Consider the following 18,659-nt stretch of genomic DNA (forward strand, 5'->3'; position numbering starts at 1 on the left):
GGCGCCGCGCGACTGGCCGGCCGCCAACCGTTTCAGAGTGCCAAGTCCAATGCCGCCGCAGCCTCCTTTCCACGATGAACGCGTCGCCAGCAAAGCGGTGGCCAGCGAGGCCTTGCCGGCGGGACGCGGATCCTGTCTGGAAGTGTTCCTGGCCTTCCTGCGGCTGGGCCTGACCGCGTTTGGCGGTCCGGTGGCGCACCTGGCCTATTTCCGCGAGGAATTCGTCGACCGCCGCCGCTGGCTCGACGATTATGCGTTTTCCGATCTGGTGGCACTGTGCCAGTTCCTGCCAGGGCCCGCCAGCAGCCAGGTCGGCATGGCATTGGGCCTGAAGCGGGCGGGGTGGGCCGGCATGCTGGCGGCCTGGCTCGCGTTCACGCTGCCGTCGGCGCTGGTGATGATCCTGCTGGGCCTGGGGCTGGCGCGTTTTGGCGGCCTGGCCAGCCTGCCGCTGGTGCACGGCCTGAAGGTGGCGGCCGTGGCGGTGATCGCGCAGGCGGTGTGGGGCATGGGCCGCTCGCTCTGTCCGGACGCGCCGCGTGCCGGCTTGGCCATCGTCGCGGCGCTGATCACGGTGGCGCTGCCGACCACGCTGGGACAGGTCGGCGCCATCGTGCTGGGCGCGGTGGCCGGCGCCGCGTTGCTGCAGGTGCCGCCGCGGCCGCTGCTGGCCAACCGGTCGCAGAGCGTGTCGCGCACCGCCGGTTATCTGTGCCTGGCGCTGTTCGCGCTATTGCTGGCGGCGTTGCCGTTGTGGGCCTCGCTGTCGGGCGCGCCGCTGGCGACGCAATTGGCCGGGTTCTATCGCGCGGGCGCGCTGGTGTTCGGCGGCGGGCACGTGGTGCTGCCGTTGCTGGAGACGGCCGCGGTCGGCGGCGGCATGGTGTCCAACGCGGATTTCCTGGCGGGCTATGGCGTGGCGCAGGCGCTGCCGGGGCCGCTATTCACGTTTGCGGCTTTCCTGGGCGCGGCGTCGTCCGGTCCGTTGCCCGGCTGGGCCGGCGGCCTGGCCATGCTGGTGGCCGTGTTCCTGCCCGGCGCGCTGCTGGTGGCCGCGGCCTTGCCGTTCTGGGAAAGCCTGCGGCGCCGTCCCGGCGTGCGCAACATGGTCGCGGGCGTCAATGCGGCGGTGGTGGGCATCCTGCTGGCGGCGCTGTACGACCCGGTCTGGACCAGCGCGATCCTCACCAAGGCGGATTTCGCGCTGGCGCTGGGCTTGTTCGGCCTGCTGGTGTATGCGCGCTGGTCGCCGCTGTGGGTGGTGCTGGCCGCCGCCGCGGGCGGCTGGGCGCTGGGTTGGCTGGCGTAGCGCCGCGGTTCACGCGCGCCAGCGCGGCGCGCGCTTTTGCAGGAAGGCGTCGATGCCTTCGGCCGCGTCCTCTTCCATCATGTTGCGCGCCATGACTTCGGCGGCGTATTCGTAGGCCTCGGCCTGCGCCATCTGGCGCTGCGCGTAGAACATGCGCTTGCCGTAGCGGATCGCGGTGGGGCTCTTGGACACGATCACGTCGGCCAGCGCCTGTACCCGCGCATCCAGCTCCGTCTCCGGCGCGACATCGTTCAGCAGCCCCCAGTCGCACGCCTGCGCCGCATCGATGAAGCGCGCGGTCACCAGCATTTCGAAGGCGCGCTTGGTCGACACGTTGCGGCTCAACGCCACCGCCGGCGTGGAGCAGAACAGGCCGGCATTGATGCCCGAGACGGCGAAGCGCGCGCTGTCCGCGGCCACGGCCAGGTCGCAGCTCGCCACCAGTTGGCAACCCGCCGCGGTGGCCACGCCGCGGACCTTGGCGATGACCGGCACTGGCAGCGCCTGCAGGCCCTGCATCACGCCGCCGCACTTGCGGAACAGCGCCAGGTAGTAATCGAACGCGGGCTGGCTGCGCATTTCGCGCAGGTCGTGGCCGGCGCAGAACGCGCGGCCGGACGATTCCAGGATCACGCAGCGCAGGCCGGGTTCGCGCGCCAGCGCATCGATGCGCGCGCGCAGCGCGTCCAGCAGGCCCTCGGACAAGGCGTTGAATTGCGCGGGCCGGTTCAACCGCAGCGTGGCGATGCCTTCGTGCATCGTGTGCAGCAGCAACGGATCCTGGGTCGTGGCATCGGCGGGCATGACATCTCCGGGAGGCGGGGGAGCCCCCACGATAGCAGGCCGCCGCCCGATCGCGTCCTTCGGCGGCCGCGATCTAGCCGTCGAGCGCGCCGGGCAGCCCGTTGGCGGCGCGGATCGCCTCGATCAGGCGGCTGAGCGCGGGCGCCAGTTGCCGCCGGCTGGGGTAGTACATGGCCAGAGGCGCGCCGGCCGGCGACCACTCGTCCAGCACGCGCCGCAGGCGCCCGGCGCGCAGGTGCGGCTCGGCGTAGCGCTCCAGGCAATAGGCCAGGCCGATGCCGTCCAGCGCCGCGTCCAATGCCATGTCGGTTTCATTGACGATCAGCGCGCCGGGCACGTCGATGGCCTGCGCGCGCGGCGCCTGTCCGAATTCCCAGCGGTACAGGGTCTGGTCGCCCAGCCGCAGCCGGATACAGGCGTGGCGCAGCAGATCCTCGGGCGTCTTCGGCGTGCCATGGCGGCCGAGATAGGTGGGCGCGCCCACCACCACCCAGCGCAGCGGCGGCGTCAGCGGCGTGCAGACCATGTCCTGCGGCACGGTGTCGCCGAAGCGGATGCCGGCGTCGAAGCCCGCTTTGACGATGTCGACCATGTTGTTGTCGACCACGACCTCGATCTTCACGCCGGGACAGTCTTCGAGATAGCGCGCCAGCACCGGGCTGAGCAGCAGCCGCGAGGCGTCGCGCGGCACGTTGATGCGCAGGCCGCCGAGCGGCCCGCTGCGGTAGCGGCCCAGCTCCGACAGAGCCTCGCCGATCTCGCCGAAGCTCTGGTCCAGCTGCGCCGCCAGGCGGCTGCCGGCCTCGGTCGGCGCGACCGAGCGGGTGGTGCGGTTGAGCAGCTTGACGCCCAGGCGGTCTTCCAGATTGCGCAGCGCGTGGCTCAGGGCCGAGGTCGAGACGCCCAGTTCGGTGGCCGCCAGGCGGAAGCTGCCGCGCCGGCAGATGGCCGCGAAGGCGCTGAGATCGGCCAGGTCGTGGCGGCTGTAGGAGGGCATGAAAAGCGGGGGAAAGATGAATAAATCGTTGAATCCAATTCAATAATACCTGACCTACACTCATCAAAATTTTTGTGTAGGAGAAGTCATGCTGGTCGAGACCATGCGTATTGAAGGTATCCCCACGCCTGTGTCGAGAATCGGCCTGGGCACGTGGGCGATCGGCGGTTGGATGTGGGGCGGCGCCGATGATTCGGCCTCGATCGCCACCCTGCGCGGCGCGGTCGAGCGCGGCATCAACCTGATCGACACCGCGCCGGTGTATGGCTTTGGCCATTCCGAGGAAATGGTGGGGCAGGCCCTGGCGGGCATGCGCGACCGGGCGGTCATCGCCACCAAGGGCGGCCTGGAATGGGCTGGCGAGGGCGTGCGCCGCAATTCCAGCCCGCAGCGGCTGCGGCGCGAGGTGGAGGATTCGCTGCGGCGCCTGCGCACCGACCGCATCGACCTGTACCAGATCCATTGGCCCGATCCGCTGGTGCCGATCGAGGACACCGCGCGTACCCTGGAAGCATTGCAGCGCGAAGGCAAGATCCTGGCGGTGGGCGTGAGCAATTATTCGCCCGAGCAGATGGACGCGTTCCGCGCCGTGCTGCCGCTGGCGTCGGTGCAGCCGCCCTACAACCTGTTCGAGCGCGCCATCGAGCACGACGTGCTGCCATATGCCCGCGAGCATGGGCTGGCCGTGCTGGCCTACGGCGCCTTGTGCCGCGGCCTGCTGTCGGGGCGCATGACGGTGGACACCACGTTTGGCGCCGACGACCTGCGCGCCTCGGATCCGAAGTTCCGCCGGCCGCGTTTCGACCAATACGTGCGCGCCACCAAGGAACTGGAGGCCATGGCGCGGATCCGCTACGACAAGCCGGTGCTGGCCCTGGCCATCCGCTGGGTGCTGGACAGCGGCCCGACCATCGCGTTGTGGGGCGCGCGTCGTCCGGAGCAGCTGGACGGCGTCGACGAGGCCTGCGGCTGGCACCTGAGCGATGCCGACATGGCCGACATCGACGATCTGCTGCAAAAGAACATCCTCGATCCGGTCGGCCCCGAGTTCATGGCGCCGCGCGCACGGGAATAGGCGACGCATCCGGCGCCGCGCGACGACCCGCGGCGCCGAAGTCCAAGCCCTCGGAGGGCGCGATCGGCGCGCCTCAGCCCGCCAGTTGGCCGAGCAGCGCGCGCAGCCAGCCCAGGCCGGCGTCCGCGTCGGCGCGCTGGTGCCAGATCATCTCGAACCCCAGCGGCGCGATCGCGAACGGCGCCGGGCCCACCGCCAGGCCGGCCGGCGCCGGCTCCACCGCGCGCCGCGCCACCGTCAGCACCAGGTCGGTGCCGGCCAGCACGGCCGGCGCCGCCGTCCAATGCGGCAGCCGCAGCGCCACGCGGCGCGACTGGCCGATGCGGGCGAGCGCCGCGTCCACTTCCGCCGCGCGCTGGTCCTGGCTGGCGGCCACCAGCACGTGCGGCCGCGCCAGGTAGTCCGCCAAGGTCGACGGCAGGCCAGCGGCGGCATCGGCGACGCAGACGAAGCTTTCCTCGAACAGCACCGCGCGCTGGATCTCGGCGGGGGTCTCGCCGAACACGGCCAGCGCCAGGTCCAGCTGGCCGTCGGCCACGCCCGCGATCATGCCGCTGCGGCTGGCATAGCTGATTTCCAGGTCGATGCCGGGCGCGTCGCGCCGCAGGCGCCGCATCAGCGGCGGCAGCAGCACGCTCGCGCCATAGTCGGACATGGCCAGGCGGAATGCGCGTCGGCTGGCCGCGGGCTCGAATACCGCGCCGGCCAGCAGGCGCCGCACTTGCGCCAGCACATCGCGCAGCGGCGCTTCCAGCGCCAGGGCGTGCGGCGTGGGCCGCAGGCCGCCGCGGGTGCGGTGGAACAGCGGGTCGCCCAGCAGCGCCCGCAGGCGGGCCAGCGCGTGGCTCATGGCGGGCTGGCTCATCGGCAGCCGCGCCGCCGCGCGGGTCAGGTTGCGCTCGTGCAGCAAGGCGTCCAGCACCACCAGCAGGTTCAGGTCGATGGCCCGTAGATTATTCACTGGCTGCATATTCAATAGATGAATATCGAATTGGATTCATTGTTTGGCGAATAAGAGAATAACGCCAATCCCTCTTGAACCGGAGCAAGCCTTGAACAACACGACCTTCTATGCCATTCCCGCCGCCGTGCTGGCGGGCGCGCTGGTGCCGATCCAGGCCGGCGCCAACGCCGCCCTGGGCCGCCACCTGGGACACCCGCTGTGGGCCACCATGGCCTCGCTGGCGATCAGCGCCGTCGCGGCCATGGCGGTGATGGCTTTCCTGCGGGTGCCGGCGCCGAGCTTCGCCGAGATCGGCCAGTTGCCGTGGTGGGGCTGGACCGGCGGCCTGGCCGGCGTGTTCTACATCACGGCGGCGCTGATCCTGGCGCCGCGCCTGGGCGCGGGCGCTTTCCTGGCGGCGGTGATTGCCGGCCAGATGCTGGCGGCGCTGCTGCTGGATCGCTATGCGCTGGTGGGGTTCGTGGGCAGCGCGCTCAACCCCGGCCGCCTGGCGGGCGCGGCGTTGATCGCCAGCGGCGCGCTGCTGATGCACTTGTCGAACACGCCGCGCGCGGCGGCCTGAGCCCCGCAACGCGGCGCGGGCCGGGCCTAGCGCGAGGACGCGGCGACGCGCCGGGCCATGGCGCGCGACAGGCACAGCAACGGCCCGACGATCACCACGCCGATCAGGCCCATGGCGGCCTGCGGCGCCACGCCCTGGTCCAGCAGGGCGGTGGCGATGACGGCCGAGCCGCTCATCTGGAACAGCCCGTAGACCGCGGCGGCGGTGCCGGCGCGGTCGGCGAAGGGCTCCAGCGCCAGGCTCAGCGCCGAGCCCAGCGCCAGCGAAAAACCGACCGTCAGCACCGCCACCGGCAGCATGAAGATCCACGCGGCCGCGGGCGCCCAGCGCCAGGCGGCCAGGTGCATCAGCGCGGCCAGCAGCAGGGCCATCATGCCGACCCGCAGCATGGCGTAGCGGCCGAAGCGCGCGATGAACACCGGCGCCAGGAAGAACGCCGCGATGTTGATGGCGGCGTTGCCGCCGAACCAGGCGGAAAACCCCAGCTCCGAATAGCCCAGTTGCTGCACCAGCACCACCGGCGCGGCCGACACGAACACCAGGATCATGGCCATGCCGGCCATGCCGAAGATGGCGAAATACAGGAACCGGCCGCTGGCGGCGATCGGCGCGTAGCGGCGCAGGCTGTACAGGGGCGTGCCGCGCGCCGGCGCCGCCTCGCGGGTCTCGGCGAAACGCCACGCCAGCAAGGCCGCCAGCGCCAGGGCGAACAGCACCATGAAGACGAAGGTGCTGCGCCAGCCGGCATGCACCGCCAGCGCGCCGCCCAGCATCGGCGCCAGCGCCGGCACCGTGCACAACGCGCCGTTCAGATAGCTGTAGACGCGCGCCCCGACCGCCGGGCTGAAGCGGTCGCGCACCGCCGCGAATGCCACCAGCGAGGCCGAGCAGGCGCCCAGGCCCTGGATCACGCGCGCGGTGTAGAACAGTTCCAGCGAGGTCGCGGCCGCGCCCAGCGCCGAACCCAGCAGGTAAGCCAGCGCGCCGCCGAGCGCCACCGGCCGGCGGCCATAGCGGTCGGCCAGCGGGCCGATCAGGATCTGGCCGACGCCGACCGAGAAGATGAAGAGGGTGATGCTGGCCTGCAGCGCGCTGATCGATTGGCCGAAGCCGACGGCCATGGCGGGCAGGGAGGGCAGGTAGATGTCGATGCCCATCGGCGTGAGCGTGACCAGGCCCATCAGGAGGCCGATCAGCCAGCGTTGGCTTCGAGCGGGTAATGCAGACTTCATTGGCGGACTCAGGGCGCACCGCGCGCCCGGGAAAACCCGACATTATCCACGACTGGCGATCCGGGCCGCCCGCATCGGGCTGGCGTAGAATGATCCGCGCCATGCAAACCGCCGCCCAGCCCGCCGCCCATCGTCCCCGCATCGTCATCCTCTACTGCTCGCAGTGCCAATGGCTGCTGCGCGCCGGCTGGATGGCGCAGGAACTGCTGTCCACCTTTTCCACCGACCTGGGCGAAGTGGCACTGCAGCCCGGCACCGGGGGCATCTTCCAGATCACCTACGACGGCGAGCTGGTGTGGGACCGCAAGCGCGACGGCGGTTTTCCGGAAGCCAAGGTGCTCAAGCAGCGGGTGCGCGACCGGCTCGATCCGGGCCGGCCGCTGGGCCATATCGACGGCCACGTCGTGGGGCCGGCCGCGCCGCCCGAGGCCTAGCGACGCGTTGTCGGCCCGCGACCGGCGGGTCTGCCGATCCATGAAAAACAGCCGCCCTGGGGCGGCTGTTTTTCATACCGTCGACGCCCGTCAGGCCGCCGTGCGGGCTTGCTCCAGGGCCGCCTGCGCCTTGTGCTTCTGCCTCACGGCCGAGACCAGCAGCAGCGCGATCAGCAGCACGCACGCCAGCACGAAGCCCAGGCTGATCGGACGCGTCACGAAGATCGCCAGGTCGCCGCGCGACAGCAGCAGGGCGCGGCGGAAGTTCTCTTCCACCATCGGCCCGAGCACGAAGCCCAGCAGCAGCGGCGCCGGTTCGAAGCGCAACCGGATCAGCGCGTAGCCCGCGGCGCCGAACAACGTCACCATGCCCACGTCGAACAGGTTGTTGTTGGTGCTGTAGACGCCGACGCAGACGAAGAACAGCGCCGCCGGGAACAGATAGCGGAACGGCACGGTCAACAGGCGCACCCACATGCCGATCAGCGGCAGGTTCAGCAGCAACAACAGCACGTTGCCGACCCAGAAGCTGGCGATCAGCCCCCAGAACATGTCGGCGTGCTCGACCATCATCTGCGGACCGGGCTGGATGCCGTGGATGATCAGCGCGCCCAGCATCAGCGCCATCACCGGGTCGCCCGGGATGCCCAGGCTCATGGTGGGGATGAAGCTGGTCTGGGTCGAGGCGCTGGTGGCGGCCTCGGGGCCGGCGATGCCCTCGATGGCGCCGCGGCCGAAGCGGCGCGGTTCGCGCGCCACTTTCTTTTCCACCGCGTACGAGATGAACGAGGCGATGGTCGGACCCGTGCCCGGCAGGATGCCGAAGGCCGCGCCGATGGCGGTGCCGCGCACCAGGGCGCCGCGCGACTGCTTGATGTCGCCGGCCTCGGGCCGCATCGACTTCATGCTGACCTTGGTGCTGGTGACCTTGGTGTCGCCGCCGATCTGGTTGATGTTCTTGAGGAAGTCGGCCACGCCGAACAGGCCCATCGCCAGCGCCACGATCTGCAGGCCGTCGCTCAGCTCGAGGATGCCGAAGTGAAAGCGCATGGTGCCGGTGTTGACGTCGGTGCCGATCACGCCCAGCAGCAGGCCGACCACCACCATCGCCACGCCCTTGATCGCCGAGCCCTTGGCCAGCGTGGCGCCGGCCAGCAGGCCCAGCATCATCATCGAGAAGTATTCGGCCGGGCCGAACTTGAAGGCCACGTCGACCAGCAGCGGCGAGAACAGGATCATCGCCAGGATGCCGACGGACGCGCCGCAGAACGACGAGAACATCAGCATGAACAGCGCCGAGCCGGCCTTGCCATTGCGCGCCAGCGGATTGCCGTCCAGGCAGGCCACCGCGTGCGAGGCGGTGCCCGGCAGGTTCAGCATGATCGAGGTGATGCCGCCGCCGTATTGCGAGCCGTAGTAGATGCCGGACAGCATCACCAGCGCCGCGGTCGGGGTCATGGTGTAGGTCAGCGGCAGCAGGATCGAGATGGCGGCCAGCACGCCCATGCCCGGCAGCACGCCGATCAGGTTGCCCATGAATACGCCGAACACGGCCCACAGCAGGTTGTCGAGCGCGAACGCGACCGAGAACCCGTGCATCAGGTTATTGAGGATTTCCATCTATCAGCCCCAGCGGAACAGCGGAAACTGCAATTGCAGCGCCCACGAGAAAACGGCCACGCCGAGAATGGTCACGCCCACGGCCAGCAGCGCGGCGCTGCGCGGCGTGTGCTGGCGGTCGCCCATGGCCGAGATGAAGACCAGCGCGAAGGTGGCGGGCACCAGGCCGCCGTACTTGCCCAGCAGGATGAAGGTCATGAGGCCGCCGATGATGCAGCCCCAGCCGCGCCACTCGGGCGGCGGAATCTCTTCGGCGTCCTCTTCGGTGACCATGGGCGAGTAGGCCATGCGCGCGATGATCAGTCCCAGCAGGACCAGCAGCACGCCGAGAATGGCGGGAAACAGGCCGGGGCCCATGCGGGCCAGGCTGCCCAGGGTGTACGTGGATGCCTGCGCGATGGCGCCCAGGCCGAGCACGATCATCGTGCCCGCGGCCCACGCCTCGCGCTTGATGACGCTGCGTCTTGATTGCATTGGATTCATTCCTCCCTTTGTTGTGGCTTTCAATCGCCCTGACTTTCGTCTGAACGAAAGCTGACATTCCAATGAATGCGGGAGTCTAAGAATTCAAACTTCCGAATACCTTTCATGAAATGGAAAAAAATTCCACGCAAGGCGGAGCGCTTGGAAAAAACACGGGAAATCCCTAGGGGCTGTTAACACTGCAAACAACTTCGCGGCGGCGCAAACGCGGCCAGCGAGGCTTTCAAAGCTCCACACAACGGGTCAAATGCGTGCAATCCGGGCTGGCCACACTGTGCGGACCCGAAAGGCGATGCCGGCGCTCTGCCGCCGGCATCGTCGTCTTCGGCTCCCTGTGTGATTGCCTTCGGAGTCCAAGCGCGATGAAAGCAGGCCGGTTAACGACGGATAGGCAGCACCCGCCCGGGCGCCGGCAGCGTGGCTTCACGCTGATCGAGATCATGGTGGTGATCGTGATCATGGGCATCCTGGCCGCGTTGATCGTGCCGCGGCTGCTGGACCGGCCCGACCAGGCCCGCGCCGTGGCGGCGCGCCAGGACATCAGCGCGCTGATGCAGGCGCTCAAGCTGTACCGGCTCGACACCGGCAGCTATCCCAGCACCGAGCAGGGCCTGCGCGCCCTGGTGGAGCGACCGGCCTCGGGGCCGGGCGCCTCGAACGCCTGGCGCGCCTACCTGGACCGCCTGCCGAACGACCCCTGGGGCCACCCGTACCAGTACCTGAATCCGGGCACGCGCGGCGAGATCGACGTGTTCTCGCTGGGCGCGGACGGCAAGCCGGATGGGGATGGGGGCAATGCCGACATCGGTTCCTGGCAGCTGTGAACGGCAGCGCGGCATGGCGGTGATCAGCGCGTTGCTGGTGGTGGCCGCGGTGACGATGATCGTCGCCTCGCTGCTGCAGCGCCAGGACACGTTCCTGCGCGCGGTGCAGGCGGCCCAGACCCGCGCCCAGGCCCAGGCCCTGCTCGAGGCCGGGCTGGGCCTGGCGCGCCAGCGGCTGCGCGAGGACGGCCAGCGGCAGGCGACCACGCGCCCCGACGGCGCCTGGGCCGCGCCCATCGTCGATACGCGCCTGCAGCGCCCCGGCCGCGACGCCGCCTTCGTCGGCAGGCTGGAGGACGAGCAGGGCAAATTCAATCTGCGCAACCTGGTGTTCGAGGGTCGCCTGTACCAGGACGGCGTGGCCGAGCTGCTGCGCCTGTGCGCGCTGGTGGGCGTGGCGCCGGACGTGGGCCAGGCGATCGCCGAGCGGATCCTGGCGGCGCAGCCGGGCGCCGATCCGCATGGCCGGCTGGCGCCGCTGCCGCGCAGCCTGGAGGAACTGGCCGGCGTGCCCGGGGTGGACGGCGCGGTGCTGGCGCGCCTGCGGCGCCACGTGACGGTCCTGCCACGCGTGACGCTGGTCAACGTCAACACCGCCAGCGCCGAGGTGATCGCCGCGCACGTGCCCGGCATGTCGCTTGACCAGGCCAAGGCCATGGTGGCGCAGCGCGATGCCGGGCTCTGGTTCGTCAACAACGGCGACTTCGCCAACCGCCTGAGCACGGCCGAGGGTGCCGCCGCGGACAATGGCAACAACAACGCCACCGCGCCGCGGGCCGAGGCGCCGCGCGTGGCGGTCGCCAGCGGCTGGTTCCGGCTCGATGGCGCCGCGCGCCTGGGCGGCATGATCCTGCCCTTGAAAGCGTTGCTGACCCGCGGCGGCGACGGCGTTTCGCAGATCGTCTGGTCGCGGGAAGGCGCGTAATGGCCGCGATCCGCGTGCTGCTGCCGCCGCTGCGGTCCCTGACCGCCGACACGCCGTTGCCCGTGGCGCTGGCCGAGAAGGCCGCCTGGCGTCGCCTGCCGCCGATGGGGCTGGCGGAACTGGGACGCCGCTGGCCGGGCGCCCGCGCCACCGCGTTTCCGCATCCCGAAGACCTGACGCTGACGGCGGTGCCGCTGCCGCCGCTGGCCCGCGCGCGCATGCGCGTGGCGGTGGAAGGCGCGATCGAACCGCTGGCGCTGGGCGATCCGGACACGCTGCGCATCGGCCACGGGGCGCGTGGCGCCGATGGCCGCGTGGGCGTGGCCTGGTTCGACGCCGAGGCCGCCGACCGCCTGCAGGCGCTGATCGCCGCCTGCGGCCTGCGGCCGGCGGGGTTCGCGCCCACGCCGTTGTGGCTGCCCGAGACGGTGGATGGCTGGACGCTGTGCGTCCTGGACGGCTATGTGGTGGCGCGCCAGCCGGGCGGGCAGGGCAGCCTGTACGCGCTCGATACGCAGGCGGACGGCGCAACGGCCGGCCTCGCGCAGACCTTGGGGCCGGACGCCGCCGCCTGCGCGGCCGGGGCGTGCCGCTGGATCGGCGCCGCGCCGGCCGGATGGCGGCGCGAGGCCGCGGACGTGGCGCTGCCCGAATCGGCCTGCGGCGTGATGGCGGAGATCCCCTGGTCGATTCCAGCCGCGGCCGCCGCCAGCCGGGCCGGCGCGTCGGGCTGGCGCCGCGCGGCCTTGCTGGGCGCGGCCGCCGCGGCCGTGTGGATGGCGGGCCTGGCGCTGCACGCCGGACGGCTGGAGCATGCCGCGCAGGCGGCGCGCGAGCAGTTGGCGCAGCGGCTGCGCGAGGCCTTTCCGGCGGTCGGCGCGGTGGTCGATCCGGTCGGGCAGGCGCGCCGGCTGCTCGTCGCCAGCCAGGCCGGCGGGGGTGACGATTGGGCCGAACTCGGCTTCCTGCTGCGCGCCGCGCGCGAACACATGGCGTTTGCCGCGGGCGAGATGCAGGCCTGGCGCTACGAGGGCGGCGCGCTGGAGCTGGACATGCCGGCCACCGCCCGGCCCAACGTGGCCGAGGCCGGCGAGGGCGCCAAGGCAGCAGCCGCGCCGGCCTGGGTGCAGGCGGCGCGCCAAGCGGGCGTCGAGGTGCAGGCGACCGAAGCCGGCTGGCGCCTGCGGCGCGCGCCGCCGTCCGCTGGCGGCCAACCGGCGGGGCGCTCATGACGCTGGCGCCGCCGCCCCGGCCGCTCGGCCTGCCCGCGCTCTGGCGTAGCCGCTGGCGCGCGCGCCAGCAGGCCTGGCAGGCGCGGGCCCGCGCCGCCTGGGCCGGGTTGGCCCCTAACGAACGGCGGCTGCTGGCGCTGTGCGCCGCGGTGATCGCGGCGGCGGGCTGCTGGCTGGCGGTGATCGAGCCGTCCCTGGCGCGCGCGGATCGCGGCGCGGAGGAATTGCGGCGCCTGGAGGCGAGCGCGCGCGACCTGGAGGCGATCTTGCGCCAGGCGGGGCCGGCGCCGGCGGCGCGCCAGGCCGTGGTTTCCGCCGAGGCGCTGGGCCGCTGGCTGGACGCGGCCGGACTGGCGGGCCGCTATGAACTCGGCGCGGACGAGAGCGCGGCCGGCGCCTGGCGCATCGTGTTCCACCGGGCGCCGGCGGCGCCGCTGGCCGCGTGGCTGCTGGCCGGGCCGGCGCCGTTCCCGCTGGCACTGACGCGTGTCGACTTGCAGCGCCAGGACCAGGCCGAGGCCGGCGACCCCGCGGTGGCGCCGGGCGAAGGCCTGGCGGGCGTCGTGCTGTTGAGCCCCATTTCCCGCAACGAGAGGTAATCCCGTGACGCCCTCCCGCTTGCTCCGCGCGCCCGAGCGTATTCTCCCCCACCGCGTCGATCAGGTGCTGTCGCCATGAACGCCCGCGACGACAGCCGCCCGCCGCACAAGCTGCCCTATGCCTGGGCGCGCCAGCACCGCGCGCTGCTGCAGTGGCATGGCGGCGGCGTGGGCGAACTGGTCATCACCGACCAGACCCCGGCCTGGGCCGTGACCGAGGCACGGCGCCGCTATGGCCCGCTGCCGCTGCGCCGTGCCGCCGACGCCGAGCTCGATGGCTTGCTGGCCGCGGCCTACGCCGATGCCGGCGACGCGGCCTCGGTGGTCGGCGCGGCCGAGAACGAGGTCGACCTCGACCGGCTGCTGCACGAAATGCCCGAGGTCACAGACCTGCTGGACGCACAGGACGACGCGCCGGTGATCCGCATGATCAATGCGCTCTTCACCCAGGCCGCGCGCGACGGCGCCAGCGACATCCACATCGAGCCCTACGAAACCCATTCGGTGGTGCGCTACCGCGTCGACGGCGGCCTGCGCGACGTGGTCAGCCCGCGCAAGGCGCTGCACGGCGCGCTGATCTCGCGCATCAAGATCATGGCGCACCTGGACATCGCCGAGAAGCGCCTGCCGCAGGATGGCCGCATCGCGTTGCGGGTCGGCGGCCGGCCGATCGACATCCGCGTTTCCACGGTTCCCACCGGTCATGGCGAACGCGCCGTGCTGCGCCTGCTGGACAAGGAAGCCGGCCGCCTGCGGCTGGAGAAGCTGGGCATGGCGCCCGGCGTGCTGCACGAGCTGGACCGGCTGGTGCACCAGCCGCACGGCATCGTGCTGGTGACCGGCCCCACCGGCAGCGGCAAGACCACCACGCTGTACGCGGCGCTCGGCCAGATCGACGCCGCCACCTCGAACGTGCTGACGGTCGAGGACCCGGTGGAATACGACCTGCCGGGCATCAGCCAGATCCAGGTCAACGCCAAGATCGACATGAGCTTCGCGGTGGCGCTGCGCGCCATCCTGCGGCAGGACCCGGACGTCATCATGATCGGCGAGATCCGCGACCTGGAGACCGCGCAGATCGCGGTGCAGGCCTCGCTGACCGGCCACCTGGTGCTGGCCACGCTGCACACCAACGACGCGGTGTCGGCGCTGACGCGGCTCACCGACATGGGGGTGGAACGCTTCCTGCTCGCCTCGTCGCTGCTGGGCGTGCTGGCGCAACGCCTGGTGCGGCGCCTGTGCCCGGACTGCCGCCGGCCGTCGCCGCAGGAGCCGGGCCTGTTCGAGGCGGTCGGCTGCCCGGCCTGCAACCATACCGGCTACCGCGGCCGCACCGGCATCCACGAGCTGTACATCGTCGACGACGCGCAGCGCGGCCTGATCCACGAAGGCGCCGGCGAGCAGCAGCTGCGCGTGGCCGCGCAGCGCGCCGGCATGAAACTGATGCGCGAGGACGGCGAGCGCTGGGTGCTCGGCGGCCAGACCTCGCGCGAGGAAATCATCCGCGTCACGCGGGACGGGTAGGGCGGACCATGCCGGATTTTCGTTTCGAGGCGGCCGACGCGCACGGCAAGATCCAGCGCGGCGTGCTGAACGCCGACACCGCCCGCGCCGCGCGCGCGCAACTGCGGGCCCAGGGCCTGACCGCCCTGGCGCTGCGCCTGACGGCCAGCCGCGGCGCCGGCTCGATCGAGCTGTTCGCCGCCAGGCTGTCCGACAGTGACCTGGCCTGGGCCACGCGCCAGCTCGCCAGCCTGCTGGCCGCCGGCCTGCCCCTGGAAGGCGCGCTGTCGGCCACGGTCGAACAGGCCGAGAAGAAGCACATCGCCGACACCTTCTCGGGCGTGCGCGCCGACGTGCGAAGCGGCCAGCGTTTTTCCGACGCGCTGAACGCGCGGCCGCGCGACTTCCCCCCGATCTACCGCGCGCTCATCAAGGCGGGCGAAGACTCCGGCGACCTGGCGCGCATCATGGAACGGCTGGCCGACTACATCGAGGAACGCAACGCCTTGCGCTCGAAGGTGCTGACCGCCTTCATCTATCCCGCCATCGTCGGCGTGGTGTCGATCTGCATTGTCGTGTTCCTGCTCGCCTACGTCGTGCCGCAGGTGGTCAGCGCGTTCTCGCAGGCGCGCCAGGAACTGCCATGGATCACCCGCGCCATGCTGGCCGCGAGCGACTACGTGCGCACCTGGGGCGGCCTGAACGCACTGGCGGCGGCGCTGCTGTTCGGCCTGTGGCGGTTGACGCAGCGCGCCGAGCCGGCGCGGCTGGCCTGGCACGCGCGCATCCTGCGGCTGCCCATGATCGGCCGCTTCGCGCTGGGCGTGAACACCGCGCGCTTCGCCGCCACGCTGGCGATCCTGGCGGATGCCGGCGTGCCGCTGCTGCGCGCGCTGGAGGCGGCGCGCCAGACCCTGGCCAACGAGTGCCTGCGGCGCGCCGTGCTGGACGCCACCGAGCGCATCGAGGGCGGCTCCGGGCTGGGCGCGGCGCTGCGCCAGCAGAAGGTCTTTCCGCCGCTGCTGTGCCACCTGGTGGCCAGCGGCGAGAAGACCGGCACGCTGTCGCGCATGCTCGACCGCGCCGCGCAGACCCTGTCGGCCGACATCGAGCGGCGCGCCATGGCCATGACCGCGATGCTGGAGCCATTGATGATCCTGATCATGGGCGGCGTGGTGCTGACCATCGTGCTGGCGGTGATGCTGCCGATCATGGAAATCAACCAGATGGTGGGGTGAGGGCGGTGCGCGCATAACGCCGAGAACTCCGCACATCTCCGCACATTCTTACCTCACTCCACACCTTTTTTCCCGTCGCTGTCACCTCGCTTGATCAACATGTCTTCAACGCGTCAGGCAGGTCTTTGCAGAGTGCCGCCGGATGCGTTCTCGGGTCCATCCGTTCTTTTCTCCACAAGCAGTTCTCTCCTAAACGAGTGCAAGGAGCAAGACATGTTCAATCGCAATTCCCTGGTCGCCGCGCTGTCGGCGGTCGGCATGCTGTCCCTGTCGGGCGCCGCCCTGGCGCAACAGGTCGTGGTGTCCGGCGGCGCGACGCTGCCCCAGCCGCTGTACCAGGACGAAATCAACAGCTTCCCGGCGTCGACCTTCAAGGCCTACGTCGGCAAGGGCAGCGGCGCGGGCAAGACCGCGTTCCTGACCAACAGCGCCGTCGGTTTCGACAGCACCGGCGTGGTCCACTGGATCGGCAGCGATTCGATCCTGACCCAAGTGCAGATCAACGACTACCTGACGACCGGCCTCGGCAAGCTGGGCACGCCGACCGGCCACGGTCCGGTGATCCAGATCCCGTCGGTGGGCACGCCGGTCACGATCTCGTACAAGGGCCCCACGGCCGACATCACCCTGTCCAAGGCGCAGCTGTGCGGCGTGCTGTCGGGCAAGTTCACCAAGTGGAGCGATGTCGGCGTGTCGTCGGGTTCGGCCCCGGACGCCTTCAAGGTGATCTACCGCTCGGAAAGCAGCGGCACCAGCGAACTGCTGACCCGCCACCTGCAAGCCGTTTGCGGCGCCGACTCGAACGTCGCGTTCCAGGGCAAGAGCACGTTCGCCCAGGAATTCCCGGGCAACACGCCGCCGGCCCACTTCGTCGCCGCCACGGGCAGCGCCGGCGTGGCCACGGCCATCAACGCCGAAGCCTCGGCGATCACCTACCTGAGCCCGGATCCCGCCTTCACGGTCGCGCTCAAGCAGGCTTCGCTGACCAACAAGAACAACAGCACGACCTACGCGCCGAGCTCGGCCAACGTCAGCACCGCCCTGGGCAGCACCGCCGCGCTGCCGACCGCCGCCGGTCCGGTGGAACGCAATCCGTCCGGCACGGACTGGCTCAACACCAACAACCAGGCCAACCCGTTCAACTGGGTTCGTTCTTCGGTCGATCCGGCTTCGGGCTACCCGATCGTCGGCTATACCAACCTGGTCATCAGCCAGTGCTACACCGATCCCGCCGTCGCCACCGCGATCAAGAACTTCCTGACGTCGCACTACTCGGCCGCCAACTCGGTGGTCGGTGGCACCAACCCCGGCAAGATCGACCAGCACAAGCTGGTTCCGCTGACCCCGATCAACCGCAACCGCGTGTTGGCCGCGTTCGTCACCGGCACCGCCGCCAACCTGAACATCGGCAACGCCACCGTTTGCGGTAGCTACGCCGGCCGCGGTTAATCACACGACCGGGCTGTTCAGCAAGCAGTACGGCACGACAGGGCGGAGTATCCGGATACCGGGGCTCCGCCCTTTTTTCGCAGCGGGCGCGGCGCGACACGGCGGGAGCGCCCGAAGCCGGGAGACAGCCATGCGGGCACGCTATTTCGGAATCGTCGCGGCAGGCATCGCCGCGTTCGCGCTGGCCTTCGGCGGCGACGCGGCCTGGGCGCGGAATGTGGTGTCGGGTGGCGCGACGTTGCCATGGCCGCTGTACCAGGATGCGATTGGAAAGCTTCCTGGCGGCATGTTCCTGCCCTATGCCGGCACGGGCAGTTCGACCGGATTGCAGGCTTTCCTGCTCAACACGCCCGCCGCCCTGGACCGTAGCGGCGCGGTGCATTGGGTAGGCAGCGAAACCCCGTTGACGCAGGCGCAGATCGACGATTACCTGGCGCAGGGCCTGGGGCGCGGCGGCGATCCCGCCAGCCATGGTCCGCTGATCCAGATACCGGCGGCCTATGTGCCGGTGACCGTTGCCTACAAGGGGCCTGCCGAGCCCGTCGCCTTGAATTCCACGCAGCTTTGCGCGGTGTTCTCTGGCGCGATCAGTCGCTGGAGCCAGCTGGGCGTGGCGGTGCCGCCGTCGCTGGACGCCTTCAGGCTGGTGTTCCGCGCGGAGGGCAGCGGCACCACCGAATTGCTGACGCGCCATCTGGGCGCGGTCTGCGGCAACGGCGGGACGCCGGTTTTCCGCGGCCAGGCACTGTTCGCCGACGCCTTTCCCCCTGGTGGATTGCCATCGCATTTCGCGGCGGCGCACGGAGATGGCGGCGTTGCCTCGGCCATGGCCGCCAGCGTATCGGCGATCACCTACACCGGCCCGGACCCCGTGTACACCACCGGCCTGAAACAGGCCTGGCTGGTCAATGCGCATGACGGCGTGGCCTATCTGCCAACGCCCGCCAATGTCATCGCGGCCATGGAGAGTCAAGGCGGCAAGGGGCTGCCCTCCGGTCCCGTGGTTTCGCGCGGTCCGGCGGGCGCCGGGTGGTCCGCCCCGGACAACCCGGCCAATCCGGCCAACTGGGTCCGCGTTTCTTCGGACCCGTTACAGGGTTATCCGATCGTCGGATCGACCAATTTCGTCCTGAGCCAGTGCTACACCGATCCGGCGGTCACGGCCGCCATGCGGCTGTTCCTCAAGCGTCACTATGAGGACATCGCGCTCGTAGCCAGCCGGCAACTGGTGCCGCTGCCGGCACCCACGCGCGCGCGGCTGCTGGCCACATTCGTGCTGGGCAGCGGCGGCGCGCAGCTGAATATCGGCAATCCGGCCCTGTGTGGTGACCTCGCGGGCCGCGGCTGACGGAGCGGCGGCAGCCGGTTGTTACGCCACTCCACACCTTTTTTCCCTCGGCTGTCATCTG

At 70.7% G+C, this 18,659-nt stretch carries 18 protein-coding genes; 12 read left to right on the top strand and 6 right to left on the bottom strand.

Translation table 11 applies throughout. The annotated features are described in order from the left end of the window. Window positions 1–49: 49 nt before the first annotated feature. On the top strand, window positions 50–1,309 hold the full coding sequence (gene chrA / locus AC1HFW_RS07890) for a chromate efflux transporter (protein ID WP_116522381.1): 1,260 nt from the start codon (window positions 50–52) through the stop codon (window positions 1,307–1,309). A 9-nt stretch (window positions 1,310–1,318) separates the two neighbouring features. Here the strand turns inward: chrA and AC1HFW_RS07895 are convergent, their stop codons facing one another. Both AC1HFW_RS07895 and AC1HFW_RS07900 read right to left on the bottom strand, forming a co-directional pair. Further along, a complete protein-coding gene (locus AC1HFW_RS07895) occupies window positions 1,319–2,113 on the bottom strand; it encodes an enoyl-CoA hydratase (protein ID WP_479282573.1) in 795 nt (264 codons plus the stop codon). Window positions 2,114–2,186: 73 nt separating this feature from the next. Beyond that, window positions 2,187–3,110, bottom strand: coding sequence for a LysR family transcriptional regulator (locus AC1HFW_RS07900; RefSeq protein ID WP_116522379.1), 924 nt, complete (start codon window positions 3,108–3,110; stop codon window positions 2,187–2,189). An 88-nt stretch (window positions 3,111–3,198) separates the two neighbouring features. On the opposite strand from AC1HFW_RS07900, the gene AC1HFW_RS07905 reads away from it, so the two are divergent. Continuing rightward, the gene (locus tag AC1HFW_RS07905) at window positions 3,199–4,185 is read left to right on the top strand and encodes an aldo/keto reductase (protein ID WP_061071290.1); all 987 of its coding nucleotides are present in this window, start codon (window positions 3,199–3,201) and stop codon (window positions 4,183–4,185) included. A 73-nt stretch (window positions 4,186–4,258) separates the two neighbouring features. On the opposite strand, the gene AC1HFW_RS07910 is transcribed toward AC1HFW_RS07905, so the two are convergent. After that, window positions 4,259–5,146 carry a LysR family transcriptional regulator gene (locus AC1HFW_RS07910; RefSeq protein WP_006394918.1) on the bottom strand — a complete coding sequence of 296 codons (888 nt, stop codon included), beginning with the start codon at window positions 5,144–5,146 and terminating at the stop codon, window positions 4,259–4,261. Between the two features lie 91 nt (window positions 5,147–5,237). Here AC1HFW_RS07910 and AC1HFW_RS07915 point away from each other — a divergent pair, with 91 nt between their 5' ends. After that, a complete protein-coding gene (locus tag AC1HFW_RS07915) occupies window positions 5,238–5,711 on the top strand; it encodes a DMT family transporter (RefSeq protein ID WP_479282575.1) in 474 nt (157 codons plus the stop codon). Between the two features lie 26 nt (window positions 5,712–5,737). Here the strand turns inward: AC1HFW_RS07915 and AC1HFW_RS07920 are convergent, their stop codons facing one another. Then, window positions 5,738–6,943 carry a multidrug effflux MFS transporter gene (locus AC1HFW_RS07920; RefSeq protein ID WP_061071288.1) on the bottom strand — a complete coding sequence of 402 codons (1,206 nt, stop codon included), beginning with the start codon at window positions 6,941–6,943 and terminating at the stop codon, window positions 5,738–5,740. A gap of 101 nt (window positions 6,944–7,044) precedes the next feature. On the opposite strand from AC1HFW_RS07920, the gene AC1HFW_RS07925 reads away from it, so the two are divergent. Next, on the top strand, window positions 7,045–7,377 hold the full coding sequence (locus AC1HFW_RS07925) for an Rdx family protein (RefSeq protein ID WP_479282578.1): 333 nt from the start codon (window positions 7,045–7,047) through the stop codon (window positions 7,375–7,377). A 90-nt stretch (window positions 7,378–7,467) separates the two neighbouring features. Here AC1HFW_RS07925 and AC1HFW_RS07930 read toward each other — a convergent pair whose 3' ends face one another. Next, a complete protein-coding gene (locus tag AC1HFW_RS07930) occupies window positions 7,468–8,997 on the bottom strand; it encodes a tripartite tricarboxylate transporter permease (protein WP_006394922.1) in 1,530 nt (509 codons plus the stop codon). A 3-nt stretch (window positions 8,998–9,000) separates the two neighbouring features. Next, complete coding sequence (locus tag AC1HFW_RS07935; RefSeq protein WP_006394923.1) at window positions 9,001–9,471, bottom strand: tripartite tricarboxylate transporter TctB family protein; 471 nt, start codon at window positions 9,469–9,471, stop codon at window positions 9,001–9,003. A 371-nt stretch (window positions 9,472–9,842) separates the two neighbouring features. Between AC1HFW_RS07935 and gspG the strand changes: the two genes are divergently transcribed. From gspG to AC1HFW_RS07975, 8 genes are all read left to right on the top strand, one after another. Continuing rightward, complete coding sequence (gene gspG, locus AC1HFW_RS07940) at window positions 9,843–10,304, top strand: type II secretion system major pseudopilin GspG (protein ID WP_104021496.1); 462 nt, start codon at window positions 9,843–9,845, stop codon at window positions 10,302–10,304. After that, window positions 10,276–11,229: a type II secretion system minor pseudopilin GspK gene (gene gspK, locus AC1HFW_RS07945; protein ID WP_479282581.1), complete on the top strand. Its 954-nt coding sequence runs from the start codon at window positions 10,276–10,278 to the stop codon at window positions 11,227–11,229. The genes gspG and gspK overlap by 29 nt, the downstream gene beginning before the upstream one ends. Then, window positions 11,229–12,461, top strand: coding sequence for a type II secretion system protein GspL (gene gspL, locus AC1HFW_RS07950; protein WP_479282583.1), 1,233 nt, complete (start codon window positions 11,229–11,231; stop codon window positions 12,459–12,461). Before gspK ends, gspL begins: the two co-directional genes overlap by 1 nt. Next, window positions 12,458–13,060 (top strand): type II secretion system protein GspM, encoded by a 603-nt coding sequence (gspM, locus tag AC1HFW_RS07955; RefSeq protein WP_479282584.1) that lies wholly within the window; start codon window positions 12,458–12,460, stop codon window positions 13,058–13,060. Before gspL ends, gspM begins: the two co-directional genes overlap by 4 nt. 75 nt (window positions 13,061–13,135) lie before the next feature. Further along, window positions 13,136–14,584, top strand: coding sequence for a type II secretion system ATPase GspE (gene gspE, locus AC1HFW_RS07960; RefSeq protein ID WP_006394928.1), 1,449 nt, complete (start codon window positions 13,136–13,138; stop codon window positions 14,582–14,584). 8 nt (window positions 14,585–14,592) lie between these two features. Further along, entirely contained in the window at window positions 14,593–15,801 is a 1,209-nt protein-coding gene (gene gspF, locus AC1HFW_RS07965; protein WP_479282586.1) for a type II secretion system inner membrane protein GspF, read from the top strand. Window positions 15,802–16,014: 213 nt separating this feature from the next. Then, a complete protein-coding gene (locus AC1HFW_RS07970) occupies window positions 16,015–17,250 on the top strand; it encodes a substrate-binding domain-containing protein (protein ID WP_238889775.1) in 1,236 nt (411 codons plus the stop codon). Between the two features lie 130 nt (window positions 17,251–17,380). Further along, window positions 17,381–18,598: a PstS family phosphate ABC transporter substrate-binding protein gene (locus AC1HFW_RS07975; protein WP_479282588.1), complete on the top strand. Its 1,218-nt coding sequence runs from the start codon at window positions 17,381–17,383 to the stop codon at window positions 18,596–18,598. Window positions 18,599–18,659 lie beyond the last annotated feature (61 nt).

The sequence above is a fragment of the Achromobacter sp. ISS7 genome (assembly GCF_056523125.1).